Here is a 13476-nt window from a genome sequence, read left to right as displayed (position 1 = left end):
GGTCATTGCCTTCCTGAAAAAATAGTGTCAGGATTAATCAAAACAAATCACATGTTGATTCGAATTGAACTATCACGAAGGTAAATGGCGATGAGTAAAGTGAAAAGTATCACCCGTGAGTCCTGGATCCTGAGCACTTTCCCGGAGTGGGGTAGCTGGCTGAATGAAGAAATTGAGCAAGAGCAGGTCGCACCTGGCACTTTCGCAATGTGGTGGCTCGGCTGTACCGGGATCTGGTTGAAATCAGAAGGAGGTGCCAACGTTTGTGTTGATTTTTGGTGCGGTACTGGCAAACAAAGCCACGGTAACCCGTTCATGAAACAGGGTCACCAGATGCAGCGCATGGCTGGCGTGAAAAAACTGCAGCCAAACCTGCGCACCACCCCGTTTGTTCTTGATCCGTTTGCGATTCGCCAGATCGACGCGGTACTGGCGACTCACGATCACAACGATCATATCGACGTTAACGTCGCTGCTGCCGTGATGCAGAACTGTGCTGATGACGTACCGTTCATTGGACCGAAAACCTGCGTTGATTTGTGGATTGGCTGGGGCGTACCGAAAGAGCGTTGCATCGTGGTCAAACCGGGCGATGTCGTAAAAGTGAAAGACATTGAAATTCATGCACTTGATGCTTTCGACCGCACGGCACTGATCACCCTGCCTGCCGATCAAAAAGCGGCTGGCGTACTGCCGGACGGCATGGACGATCGCGCGGTGAACTATCTGTTCAAAACCCCAGGCGGTACCCTGTATCACAGCGGCGACTCCCACTACTCTAACTACTATGCAAAACATGGTAATGAGCATCAGATCGACGTGGCTTTAGGATCGTACGGAGAGAACCCACGTGGTATTACCGACAAAATGACCAGTGCTGATATCCTGCGTATGGGCGAAGCGCTGAATGCGAAAGTAGTGATCCCGTTCCACCACGATATCTGGTCAAACTTCCAGGCCGATCCGCAAGAGATCCGCGTGCTGTGGGAGATGAAAAAAGATCGCCTGAAGTATGGCTTCAAGCCGTTTATCTGGCAGGTCGGCGGCAAATTTACCTGGCCGCTGGATAAAGACAACTTCGAGTACCACTATCCGCGTGGTTTCGATGATTGCTTCACTATTGAACCAGATCTGCCGTTCAAGTCGTTCCTGTAATCTGTCGCTTGTACCGGATAGCGTGGAGATGCTCGCGCTATCCGGCATAGTATTTCCTGGCTATTTCAAATATCATCTAAAAAAATCAAATTTTATCGGAATAGCTCATGACTGAAGCACAAAGACATCAAATCCTCCTGGAAATGCTCGCACAATTGGGCTTTGTGACCGTTGAGAAAGTCGTTGAGCGTCTGGGAATTTCGCCTGCCACTGCACGACGCGATATCAATAAACTTGACGAAAGCGGCAAACTGAAAAAAGTGCGCAATGGCGCAGAAGCTATTACCCAACAGCGCCCGCGCTGGACGCCGATGAATCTGCATCAAGCGCAGAATCACGATGAAAAAGTACGTATTGCTAAAGCGGCCTCGCAGCTGGTTAATCCGGGCGAAAGCGTAGTCATCAACTGCGGCTCCACCGCGTTTCTGCTTGGGCGGGAAATGTGTGGCAAGCCAGTGCAAATCATCACTAATTATCTACCACTGGCAAACTACCTGATCGATCAGGAGCATGACAGCGTGATCATTATGGGCGGACAGTACAACAAAAGCCAGTCCATCACCTTAAGCCCGCAGGGCAGCGAAAACAGTCTCTATGCCGGGCACTGGATGTTTACCAGCGGCAAAGGACTGACAGCAGAAGGGTTGTATAAAACCGATATGCTGACGGCAATGGCAGAGCAGAAGATGCTGAGCGTGGTAGGGAAACTGGTGGTACTGGTTGATAGCAGTAAGATTGGCGAACGCGCGGGAATGCTTTTTAGCCGTGCCGATCAAATCGATATGCTGATCACCGGCAAAAATGCTAACCCGGAAATCCTGCAACAACTGGAAGCGCAAGGGGTCAGCATTCTGCGTGTTTAAAGATGCTGGCGGAAAAATGTCACGGCAGCATCTAACGCCTCAGGCGTAATGCGGTGACGCACGCCTGGCTGCCATGAACAGGTTAGCAGTTTATCCCGCCCCGTCTCGCTTAAGGCCTGCTGCAGACGTAGTGATTCGTCGGCAGGCACGACGTCATCGTCAAGGCCATGCCACAGCAGTAGAGGTCTGTCACCAAGTTGTTCCAGGTGGTTTGTCGCTTCCCACTCTGCCAGCGGCGCGACAATGTTATTGAATTCATTCTGCTGTGCTGCCGTTTCAGGTATCAGCGGTGGAAACAGTGAACGGGCGAGCGATGTAAAATAGCCCGATCCCATCATGCTGGCGGTACATTTTATCGTGGGGTGGCGAGCGGTAATTCCCAGTGCCGTCATCGCGCCCATCGACGCGCCACCGACTGCCAGACGGTCATCACGCAGCCAGTTTTCTTCGGCTATTGCCGCACGTAATGTAGTGAATTCCTGCATACTTTGTAGCAAGATTTGCCAGAATTGATTTAACCGCCACGCTGCGTCGCCACTAAAACGGCTACCGTGATCGGGCGCATCCGGCATGATCACCCGCAAACCAGCCTGCGCCAGCGCAACGGAAAAATAGCTATACACCAGACTGGACGAAGTAAAGCCGTGATAAAAAATCACACACGGTAACGGGGTATCTTTTTGCCCGACAGGATAAGCATGAAGAACGGGAATATCTGCCAGCTCGCGTGATTCTATTTCAATCATCTGTCTCTCCTTTTTGTCTGGTATGACATGAAGAAATCCTTAGCACAAGTTTCTGCTGGCGGTATTAGTTCATAATGTTGAGATGTGGGTTACGCTTTCGTCACGTTTTCATTCGAAAATCGCGTACCAGGTAACAATTCGGGAACATTCCCCCAAAGTTAAATTAATAAGGCACTACACTATGGTTAGCAGGAAACGTAATAGCGTTATTTACCGGTTTGCCAGTTTATTATTGGTGTTGATGTTAAGTGCCTGTAGCGCACTGCAAGGTACGCCACAGCCAGCACCGCCAGTAACGGACCATCCGCAAGAGATTCGCCGCGACCAGACGCAAGGGTTACAGCGAATAGGTAGCGTAAGCACGATGGTTCGGGGTTCTCCGGATGACGCATTAGCAGAAATCAGAGCGAAAGCTGTCGCTGCAAAAGCTGATTATTACGTTGTCGTCATGGTGGACGAAACCATCGTGACAGGACAGTGGTATTCACAAGCCATTTTGTACCGTAAATAAATCAGACAACTTACATAGTCAGCTTTACATTGCTTTGCGTCCCTATGCGTTTACCTGTGCACAATAAATTACCGGCTGGAAGCTCGGGCGTTTATTACCGCGATGGAATGCCCTGCAACATGTGGGGAAACGAAAAATGGAGCTGACGATGAAACAATTACTTGCCTCACCCTCGCTGCAATTAGTGACTTATCCTGCGAGCGCCACGGCACAGTCTGCAGAATTCGCCAGTGCTGACTGCGTGACGGGCCTGAATGAAATAGGTCAGATCTCAGTTAGCAATATTTCAGGGGATCCGCAGGACGTGGAACGTATCGTGGCGTTAAAGGCCGATGAACAAGGTGCGTCATGGTACCGCATTATTACCATGTACGAAGACCAGCAGCCTGATAACTGGCGCGTACAGGCGATACTGTATGCGTGAGTGTCATCTACAGCAAATGAACAATGCCGGATGCGGCGCGAGCGCCTTGTCCGGCCTACAATTTTAAAATATTTCATTTAGTTAATCGAAACCAGCGTCGCATCAGTCGTATACGCTTACAAACACACTCCTCCCGTCGCCCGCAGCAATAAATCATTCTGGATCTGCTCTGACAACCGTACGCCGCCGCGCGTATCTAACATCACCTTACACCACGCCTGCGCCATTGGCGGAGAGGCATATTTCAACATTTGCGCACCGCAGCCCAGCAGGAATAGCTGATGAGTAATCTCTCGCCCCAATTCTTCAGCTGGCTTACGCAGCTGCTGCTGTAAACGACGAACCGCGCGATCAAAATAGCGATCCTGCCCTTTCACTTCCACAAATGCTTCCGACAATAAGTCGTATACGCCCGCTTGCTTATTGAGAACGCGCAGCACATCCAGGCACATAATATTGCCGGAACCTTCCCAAATACTGTTTACCGGCATCTCCCGGTAAAGCCGCGGCAGCTCGCTCTCCTCGCAATAACCAATGCCGCCCAGCACCTCCATCGCTTCGGCCACAAACGGAATGCCTCGTTTGCAGATCACAAATTTCGCCGCAGGCGTAAATAAACGCGCCCACAGAGCTTCTTTGGCATCGGCGCGCCGGTCCCACGCTCGCGCAAGACGAAACAGCAACGCCGTTTGCCCTTCAAGCTGAAGTGCCATGCGACTTAAGACATGACGCATAAGAGGCTGTTGGATCAATGGATTACCAAAAACATGGCGTTGATGTGCATGGTAAATCGCCAGCGAAAATGCACGGCGCATCATGGCATGGCTACCCAGGGCGCAATCAAAACGCGTCATCCCACCCATTTTCAGGATCAGACGAATTCCTTCCCCTTCCTGCCCCAACAACCAGCCAATGGCATCCTGAAACTCCACTTCGCAGCTGGCGTTAGAGCGATTACCCAGCTTATCTTTCAGCCGCTCGAGGCGAATCGCGTTGCGTTGCCCGTCAGGCAAAAAGCGCGGCACAAAAAAGCAGGACAAACCGCCCGCGGTCTGTGCCAGCACCAGATGCGCATCGCTTTGCGGCACCGAGAAAAACCATTTATGCCCCACCAGCCGATAAGAACCATCGTCCAGACGCTCTGCGCTGGTGGTGTTGCTCATGACATCGGAACCGCCCTGCTTTTCCGTCATTCCCATGCCGATCAACAAGCCACGTTTTTGCCCACCTGGCAATAAGTGAGAATCGTAGCGATCGCTCAGCAGCGGCGTGGTCCAGTCCTGAAACGGCGCGGGTAACATCTGTAACAACAATGGCGTGGTGGCAAAGGTCATCGTTATCGGACATAACGACCCAGCCTCAACCTGCGCATGTAACATAAAACGCGCCGCGCGCGCCACAAATGCGCCGGAGCGAGCGTCTTCTTCCCAGGCAAGATTGTGCACCCGATTGGTACATAGCGCCTGCATCAGCAGGTGCCAGGCGGGGTGAAAACGCACATCGTCCAGACGGCGTCCTTGCGCATCGTAGCGCAATAATTCAGGCGGATTCACATTCGCCAGCCGCCCCAGTTCAAGGGATTCAGCCGTTCCTAACTGCTGACCAATACTGGCGAGAAAATCGCTATCCCAGCTAGCACCTTCACGCGTTACCGCTTCGCAAAGCGCGCCATCAGACAGGTATAAGTTGCTGTTATTTAATGGTATAGGTTGATTAAAAACGGTGTGAGTTTGCCAGTGCACTGTGTCTCCCTCCATCAATGGCAGTCACCATTAGTATGGTCACTGCCATGGATTCATGACAGAAAGAGATTGCTAAAACATTCTTATCCAGCAATGTAATGCGGAACGAAACGTGAGGTGTCTTTGGTGATCAGCGTGTTATCTTCACGGATCCCCATTCCGCACGCTTCATCATCGACAATCCAGCTACCGATGAGTGTGTAGCTATCGCCAAATCGCGGCAGAGGTTGAAACGCCTGGTAGATCATCGGTTCATCGGCGTAATCACCATCAGCGTGGTCAACGACGTTATTCTGACCGTCGAAAATGGTGACGTTTCCGCCTTCGCGCGAGTAAATCGGTTTACGCACATAGCTTTCGCCAGCGGCAATCTGCGGTTTTTCACCATCGAACCAGGATGCAAGAAGGTTAGGATGACCAGGGAAGAAGCGCCAAAGCAGCGGCATTAGCCCTTTATTACTCAAGATACTTTTCCATAACGGCTCCACCCATTGCTCACGACGCTTGCGCAGCAGCGGGCCGTTATCGTCACGCATCATCCACTCCAGCGGATACAGCTTAAATGCACGCTGGATGACATTATCATCAAGATCGGTCAGTACGCCGCCGACGCCCAAACCGAGATCTTCAATGTAGATAAACCGCGACTCCTGCCCTGCCTGCTGGGCGCAGTCCTGCAAGTACAGCACGGTACTCCTGTCTTCGTCGGTGTCCTGACAGCAGCAAAAATAAAACGGTTCCCGACTGTAAAGCTCGCTAAAACGTGAAATCAGGCGTTCCTGAATGGCATTGTACTGATCGGCATCACGCGGAATAACGCCGCTGCGCCGGGCATCTTCCAGCCACAACCACTGGAAATAAGCCGACTCGTACAATGAAGTTGGCGTATCGGCGTTGTACTCCAGCAACTTAACCGGTGCATTACCACACCAGGCAAAATCCATCCGGCCATACAACGAAGGATCGCGTGCGCGCCAGCTTTCGGCGATCACATCCCAGTACAACGGCGGGATCGCCAGTTGCGTCAGGATCTCTTCATCTTTAACCGCGCGATCCACCACCTCCAGGCACATCTGATGCAGTTCCGCAGTCGGTTTTTCGATCTGCTCTTCAATCTGGCGCAGAGTAAAGCGGTAAGCCCGACTCTCATCCCAATAGATTTCATTGTCGATGATATGAAAGTCGAAACCGTTGTCGGCGGCGATCTGGTCCAGATCCCGCCGCACAGGAACGTTGTGTCTCAGCATGATTAGCCTCCCCAATGCCCACGGGCGCTGGAAGAACGACCATAGCCGCCGCGAGAAACGGTTGACGCTTTTTTGGTGGTAAAGCCGCCCGAAGAGTAAGACTCTTTTTTGCCAGAACCGGAGCGCCAGGAGTAATCACCGGAAGTGTTGCGCCAGACGGGGCGGGAAGCAAATGAGGATCCGCCGCTGTTATAGACGAACGGCTCATCGCGATCTTTACGAATAACCCGGCTTAACAAAAATCCAGAAACGACCGGGATCCAACTCTGTTCAACATTGTCGTAGTAGCAATTTTCGTACTTAGACTGACAATTCTGCTGAGTCATATTCTTCGGAACATCGGCATAAAACGCCGCTTTGGCGTTGTTCCAGCCATGAGCACAGATATCTGAATTATTACCATCATCAATACAATCCTGCACAGTCGCGTAAAACGTTCCGTCGCCGTCGTTATCGACATCGCCACTATCGCCACAACCTCTCAATACGAAAAAAGCGGCACCGCCCATTAGTGCCAACGTTAAGTATTTTTGTGCGTAGCGATTGCGGCGCGGCTCAAAAGGATTATGCGGTCTACCAATGCGACTGATTGCCCCATGTCCGATATTTTTGTTATTTCTGGATTTGCGTTTTCTGGCCATGATCGTCCATTACCATGTCATACAAGCTGCGTTAAAAATACCGCCAGCCAGCGCGGCGGTTCCCATAAACATTCCTGCTGCGGTATTGTGATTAATAATTTTTTCGCTTAATGCGGGCATATAAAGCCTGACGCCAGCAAAAACGAGTAATTGAATCACCAGAGCAATCCCGCCCCATGCGAAATAGTCTGGAATACTCACCGCATTGATTGCCGCACTGGATAAGGGGATCACGTACCCCAACAATGTTCCGCTGAACGCCAGTGCCGCCGCGGTGTTATTGTTTTTGATTAACTGCCATTCGTTGTGCGGTGTAATTTTGGAGTAGATAAACAGGAAAATAATCACCATCGCCACGCCAATAAAAAAATAGGCACTAAAGGCAAGAAGTGAATCCAGTATATGCATTGTAAACGTCCTTGTAATTAACCAATAATATGAAGTGATGTCAGCGGGATATCGACCCCCAGCGCGCGCGAAAATAACCACTCCGGCTCGCCGAGATCGTTAAAAGATTCCTCACCATTTAACAGCAAATATTCGTAAGTATCTCCGGTCACCTGCCGTTGGTAGCCCATGCTAAAATTATGCACTTCCCATTTGGCATGGTTTTGATTTTCTACTTTTTCCAGCATGTAGACGGGTTCGATATTTCCCGGTTCTTCGCTGTTAAAAAATCGCTGCCAGCGTTTTTCCTGCCAGTTTAAGGTCATTGCCCCCATCACTTTGGCGTTGATCGCCTCGCGCCAGTGACTCTCTTTACTGATACCGTAGCTCTCTTCATAGACAAAGAGCTTGATATCATCAATGTCATCAATATCTTCGCCGCCAGTGGTATTGATTTGCAGGAACTCATCGCCCGAAGTGTAGTAACGGAAAATCTGGCTACCCCCGCCCAGATCGATGCAACTGACGGCGGCCACGGTATATTCCTCACCCGGCAGCGCAATCAGCAATGCATCTTCCAGCAAACGAAACGCTAACGTATCGAGCGTAAAACCACTATTGAGATGCAGACCCAACGGACCGCGAGCGATAGCAGGCTTATTATCCTTGCCAAACAGACGCTGGAAAAAACCAGACATATTTTATCCTTAAAATAGTTGCCAGCCTTGCAGTGAGGCTGGCAAAAAATTACTCGCCCTGTTGGCGTTGCAGTCTTGCTAATACATCCTGGGCGCTACTTTTATTGCTACCGCCAATTCCGGCTTCCGCCAGCTTTTCATCGAGATCGCGACCGTCTGCGACTTTTTCCAACTGTGCGGCAGCATCCAGGCGAGCCTGACGTTCGGCCTGACGCGTTTGCAGGCGTTTTAAGGATTCTGCCGCTGTCGAAACGCTGGAAGATGCGCCAACAGTAGAGGTCGTTACAGCCTGTTGTGCACGCTGCATGGCTTCAGTGGCTTTAACGACTTCCATTTGCTGCTCAAACTGAGCGATACGCTGCGCTGTCGCTGTAACTGCTTTTTCCACGCCATCACGAGAGACTTCCAGATTCGACAACACTTGCTCTTCAGCGGTAATGAGATTCTCAAGGCGCGCGATTTCTTCAGCAACTTCGTTAATCAACGACGGATTCACGTTCTTGCTTAACGCTTCCAGCGCACGAGCTTCCAGACTGGCTTTGCGCTCACGTAAATCTTTCAGCTTATCGTGACTTAATTTCACTCGCGCCAGCAGATCAACGCGAGATTTTCCGGCTTTATCGAGTTCAGCTTTAGCGTCACGAATATGCTGTTCCAGCATGCGCACGCCCTGGGTTTCTTCAATGGACTCTTCCGCCTGGGAGATAAACGATTTCCCCAGCGTAAATAAACTTTTTAAAATTCCCATAAATACCCGTCCTTGTAATTAGTGTGAATATTCTTCTGTAATTTCAGCCAGATCCAATGCGTTATCTACCAGCGAGGTTATCTCAAGCAGGATATCTTCAAGAGAAGATTTAAGCGATAATGCACCGAAAACAATGTAATACTCTTCCTGTTGCACGCTGGAGATCCCTACCGATGACAATGGCATCAGCTTCTGATTTCTTAATAAGAAGGTATTAAATTCATCTGGATTGCTGATACTACTTACCGGACAAATAAAGGTTTCGATGATCATTTGGCGGGAAGTAAAAAGAATATTGATTTGCAAATCGCCATAATCATTCATTTTAATAATTAATACGCTTTCGCTATTTGTTACATCAATATTTTGTTCAGGTACAGTTTGCAGCGCCGTCGCCAGCGCCAACGGATTCCATGTCATATATTATTCCATATAAATTAAGTTTAAATATTAATAAAATGAATATTTGCAGTACGTAATTATCTTACCAGCTATAGACAAAAAAAGACCATCCAAATCTGGATGGCTTTTCATAATTCCGAGAAATTAGCTACGCTGGCGTACCGCTTCAAATAAGCAAATGCCTGTCGCCACAGAAACGTTCAGCGAAGAAACACTTCCTGCCATTGGGATGCTGATCAACTCATCGCAATGTTCACGGGTCAGGCGACGCATACCTTCACCTTCCGCGCCCATCACCAGTGCCAGCCGTCCGGTCATTTTGCTCTGATAAAGTGTATGATCCGCCTCACCTGCCGTACCGACGATCCAGATATTCTCTTCCTGCAACATACGCATGGTGCGCGCCAGGTTAGTCACCCGAATCAGCGGAACGCTTTCTGCCGCGCCGCAGGCCACTTTTTTCGCCGTGGCGTTGAGCTGTGCGGAGCGATCTTTCGGCACAATCACCGCATGAACGCCAGCGGCGTCCGCGCTGCGCAGGCACGCGCCGAGGTTGTGCGGATCGGTTACACCGTCGAGGATCAGCAGGAACGGTTGATCGAGCGAAGCGATCAGATCCGGCAGATCGTTTTCCTGATACTGACGTCCTGGCTTCACACGGGCGATAATGCCCTGATGCACGGCACCGTCGCTTTTCTCGTCGAGATATTGGCGGTTTGCCAGCTGGATAACCACGCCCTGGGACTCAAGGGCGTGAATCAGCGGCAACAGACGTTTATCTTCACGGCCTTTTAAAATAAAGACTTCCTGAAAACGTTCAGGGGCGCGCTCCAGCAGGGCCTGCACTGCGTGGATGCCGTAAATCATTTCGCTCATTAATGTACTCGTTGTTTACGTTTTGCCGGGAGCGCCACGCTTGCCCGGCCTACGGATAATTCACCCTCTTCTGTTTGAAGAGGGTAATGATCACTCTGCCACTTTTTTCTTCGCCGCACGCTTCGCTTTGGTCGCTGCGGCTATTTTCTGCGTTTTCGCCGATGGCTTTTTCGCTTTTCTCGCGTCTTTCTTCGCTGCTTTCGGCTTCGGTTTTTTCTCGCCGCGGAAGGCGCTGTCTGGCTCAAAGTTGACCTTTTTGCCGACCTGACGACGCTTGCCGCCTTTTTTGCCTGCATCGCCTTTTTTCGCTTTCTCGCGCGCCGTTTTACCGACGTTGCGCGGTGCGCGTTCGCTGGAGATCAGGCTAAAGTCGATTTTGCGCTCGTCCATATTAACCGCTTCGACGCGAACTTCCACGCGATCACCCAGGCGATAAGTCTGGCCGCTGGATTCACCCATCAGGCGTTGCCCTACCTGGTCAAAGCGATAGTAGTCATTGTCCAGCGAAGAGACATGGACCAGACCATCAATGAACAAGTCGTCCAGACGGACGAAGAAGCCAAAGCCAGTGACGCTGGAAATTACGCCTTTAAAGACGTTACCTACCTGGTCGAGCATGAAGTCACACTTCAGCCAGTCAGACACATCGCGCGTTGCTTCATCGGCACGACGTTCCGCCATCGAACAGTGCTGACCCAGTTGCAGCATCTCTTCCATCGAATAATGGTAGCCGCCGGTTTCAGTGGTGTTGCCCTGATGCCCCTGCTCTTTCGCCAGCAGATATTTAATGGCGCGGTGCAGCGTCAGGTCAGGATAACGACGAATCGGCGAAGTAAAGTGCGCATAGGACTGCAATGCCAGACCGAAGTGGCCACGGTTTTCCGGATCGTAAATCGCCTGTTTCATCGAGCGCAGCAGCATGGTTTGCAGCATTTCTGCGTCAGGACGATCGGCAACCGACTCTAGCAGCTCCGCGTAGTCACGCGGTTCCGGCTTGTTACCGCCCGGCAATTCCAGCCCCAGCTCCGCCAGCACTGAACGGAAAGAGGTAATTGCTTCGGTGCTCGGCTTGTCGTGAATACGGAACAGTGCCGGTTCTTTCGCTTTCTCAACGAAACGCGCCGCCGAGATATTCGCCAGAATCATGCACTCTTCAATTAACTTGTGGGCGTCGTTACGCTGAGTCTGTTCGATACGTTCAATACGGCGTTCAGCGTTGAAAATGAACTTCGCTTCTTCGCTCTCAAATGAGATCCCGCCGCGTTCTTCACGGGCTTTATCCAGCACTTTATAGAGGTTATGCAACTCTTCGAGATGCTTAACCAGCGGGGCGTACTGCTCGCGCAGATCCTGATCGCCCTGCAGAATATGCCAGACTTTGGTGTAGGTCAGACGCGCGTGAGAGCTCATCACCGCTTCGTAGAATTTGTAGCCAGTCAGGCGGCCTTTCGACGAAACCGTCATCTCGCACACCATACACAGGCGGTCTACCTGCGGGTTGAGCGAACACAGGCCGTTAGAGAGCACTTCTGGCAGCATCGGGATAACCTGCGAAGGGAAGTACACCGACGTACCACGATTACGCGCTTCTCTGTCCAGCGGCGTTGGCGGACGCACATAGTAGCTGACGTCGGCAATCGCGACCCATAAACGCCAGCCGCCGCCGCGTTTTTTCTCACAGTAAACTGCATCGTCAAAGTCACGGGCGTCTTCGCCATCAATGGTGACCAGCGGTAAATCGCGCAGATCGACACGGCCCACTTTTGCTTCTTCCGGCACTTCTTCTTTCAGCCCGGCAACCTGTTGCTCAACAGCCTGCGGCCAGATGTACGGAATTTCATGGGTACGCAGAGCGATATCAACCGCCATGCCGGTGCCCATATTGTCGCCCAGCACTTCGACGATTTTACCCACCGCTTTGGTACGGCGAGTCGGGCGTTGAGTCAGTTCAACCACCACCACAAAGCCCATCCGCGCGCCCATGATCTGATCGGGCGGGATTAAGATATCGAAGCTCAGACGGCTATCGTCAGGAACCACAAAGCCGACGCCCGCTTCGGTGAAGTAGCGACCAACAATCTGGCTGGTTTTTGGCACCAGTACGCGGACAATACGCGCTTCACGACGACCTTTACGGTCAGCGCCCAGCGGCTGAGCCAGCACCTGATCGCCATGAATGCAGGTTTTCATCTGCTCGCTGGAGAGATACAAATCATCTTTACGCCCTTCAACTCGCAGAAAGCCGTAGCCATCACGGTGGCCAATAACGATACCTTTCACCAGGTCGAGGCGTTCCGGCAGCGCATAGCACTGACGGCGAGTGAAGACCAGTTGACCATCGCGCTCCATCGCGCGCAGGCGGCGACGCAGGCCTTCAAGCTGCTCTTCGCCTTCAATGTGCAGTTCTGCCGCCAGCTCATCACGGCTGGCCGGTTTTTCACGTTTGGTTAAATGTTCGAGGATAAATTCCCGACTAGGGATGGGATTCGCGTATTTTTCAGCTTCGCGTTCCTGGAAAGGATCTTGTGACATCTCGGTTCCTCCGTTGTCATCTCTGATGAAGATTTTCGTCACTCCACCAGCAATAATTTATAAAGCGGTTGATTCTCTTCAACCAAATCGGCAAGCGTGTAGTTATCCAGTTCCGTAAGAAAACTTTGCACGGCCTTAGAAAGCGCCTGTTTCAACCGACAGGCAGGTGTAATGTGGCAAAACTCACTGCTGCAATTCACCAGCGATAAGGGCTCCAGCTCGCGCACCACATCACCAATACGTATTGCACTCGCCGGTTTACCCAAGCGAATGCCGCCATTTTTTCCACGAACAGCAGTCACGTAGCCGGCACGACTAAGTTGATTGATTATTTTGACCATATGATTACGGGAGACGCCGTAGACGTCAGTCACTTCAGAAATACTGGTCATCCGCCCTTCTGGCAATGACGCCATGTAGATCAGCGCACGTAATCCGTAATCAGTGAAACTCGTTAACTGCACATCAACCTCAAAAGGGAAATCGGGAAAAAATACATTTATA

General features: G+C 51.2%; 15 protein-coding genes. 4 read left to right on the top strand and 11 right to left on the bottom strand.

Annotated elements, in window-relative coordinates:
* The first annotated feature begins 90 nt into the window (after positions 1–90).
* Together ulaG and ulaR are read left to right on the top strand one after the other, a co-directional pair.
* Entirely contained in the window at positions 91–1155 is a 1065-nt protein-coding gene (ulaG, locus tag ACJHYO_RS04540) for an L-ascorbate 6-phosphate lactonase (RefSeq protein ID WP_001298012.1), read from the top strand.
* A gap of 107 nt (positions 1156–1262) precedes the next feature.
* Entirely contained in the window at positions 1263–2018 is a 756-nt protein-coding gene (ulaR, locus tag ACJHYO_RS04535; protein WP_000133631.1) for an HTH-type transcriptional regulator UlaR, read from the top strand.
* On the opposite strand, the gene yjfP is transcribed toward ulaR, so the two are convergent.
* The gene (gene yjfP, locus ACJHYO_RS04530; RefSeq protein ID WP_085455663.1) at positions 2015–2764 is read right to left on the bottom strand and encodes an esterase; all 750 of its coding nucleotides are present in this window, start codon (positions 2762–2764) and stop codon (positions 2015–2017) included. The two genes, ulaR and yjfP, sit on opposite strands and share 4 nt — an antisense overlap.
* Before the next feature lie 181 nt (positions 2765–2945).
* Between yjfP and bsmA the strand changes: the two genes are divergently transcribed.
* Positions 2946–3275, top strand: a complete 330-nt coding sequence (bsmA, locus tag ACJHYO_RS04525) for a biofilm peroxide resistance protein BsmA (protein ID WP_000254636.1) — start codon at positions 2946–2948, stop codon at positions 3273–3275.
* Between the two features lie 148 nt (positions 3276–3423).
* Positions 3424–3699 (top strand): DUF1471 family protease activator YjfN, encoded by a 276-nt coding sequence (gene yjfN, locus ACJHYO_RS04520; protein ID WP_000811566.1) that lies wholly within the window; start codon positions 3424–3426, stop codon positions 3697–3699.
* A gap of 116 nt (positions 3700–3815) precedes the next feature.
* On the opposite strand, the gene ACJHYO_RS04515 is transcribed toward yjfN, so the two are convergent.
* The 10 genes from ACJHYO_RS04515 to nsrR form a co-directional block, all read right to left on the bottom strand.
* Positions 3816–5441, bottom strand: coding sequence for an isovaleryl-CoA dehydrogenase (locus ACJHYO_RS04515; protein ID WP_033555747.1), 1626 nt, complete (start codon positions 5439–5441; stop codon positions 3816–3818).
* A gap of 83 nt (positions 5442–5524) precedes the next feature.
* Complete coding sequence (locus ACJHYO_RS04510; RefSeq protein WP_001591414.1) at positions 5525–6688, bottom strand: glutathionylspermidine synthase family protein; 1164 nt, start codon at positions 6686–6688, stop codon at positions 5525–5527.
* A 2-nt stretch (positions 6689–6690) separates the two neighbouring features.
* Complete coding sequence (locus tag ACJHYO_RS04505) at positions 6691–7329, bottom strand: DUF1190 domain-containing protein (protein WP_410232413.1); 639 nt, start codon at positions 7327–7329, stop codon at positions 6691–6693.
* Positions 7330–7338: 9 nt separating this feature from the next.
* Entirely contained in the window at positions 7339–7737 is a 399-nt protein-coding gene (locus ACJHYO_RS04500) for a DUF350 domain-containing protein (RefSeq protein WP_000547753.1), read from the bottom strand.
* A gap of 17 nt (positions 7738–7754) precedes the next feature.
* Entirely contained in the window at positions 7755–8414 is a 660-nt protein-coding gene (locus ACJHYO_RS04495) for a YjfK family protein (protein WP_000012531.1), read from the bottom strand.
* 49 nt (positions 8415–8463) lie between these two features.
* Positions 8464–9162: a PspA/IM30 family protein gene (locus tag ACJHYO_RS04490; RefSeq protein WP_000511955.1), complete on the bottom strand. Its 699-nt coding sequence runs from the start codon at positions 9160–9162 to the stop codon at positions 8464–8466.
* A gap of 18 nt (positions 9163–9180) precedes the next feature.
* Positions 9181–9582 (bottom strand): YjfI family protein, encoded by a 402-nt coding sequence (locus tag ACJHYO_RS04485; protein WP_000220143.1) that lies wholly within the window; start codon positions 9580–9582, stop codon positions 9181–9183.
* Positions 9583–9708: 126 nt separating this feature from the next.
* Positions 9709–10440, bottom strand: coding sequence for a 23S rRNA (guanosine(2251)-2'-O)-methyltransferase RlmB (gene rlmB, locus ACJHYO_RS04480; RefSeq protein ID WP_001293282.1), 732 nt, complete (start codon positions 10438–10440; stop codon positions 9709–9711).
* Positions 10441–10530: 90 nt separating this feature from the next.
* Entirely contained in the window at positions 10531–12972 is a 2442-nt protein-coding gene (rnr, locus tag ACJHYO_RS04475; RefSeq protein ID WP_000076277.1) for a ribonuclease R, read from the bottom strand.
* 38 nt (positions 12973–13010) lie between these two features.
* A complete protein-coding gene (gene nsrR, locus ACJHYO_RS04470) occupies positions 13011–13436 on the bottom strand; it encodes a nitric oxide-sensing transcriptional repressor NsrR (RefSeq protein WP_001177639.1) in 426 nt (141 codons plus the stop codon).
* Between the last annotated feature and the right edge of the window lie 40 nt (positions 13437–13476).

The organism is Escherichia sp. WS1118 (genome assembly GCF_046487695.1).
GTDB classification, from domain to species: domain Bacteria; phylum Pseudomonadota; class Gammaproteobacteria; order Enterobacterales; family Enterobacteriaceae; genus Escherichia; species Escherichia coli.
The sequence above is the reverse complement of the archived record's forward strand: the minus strand, read 5'-3'. Positions and strand labels throughout refer to the sequence as shown.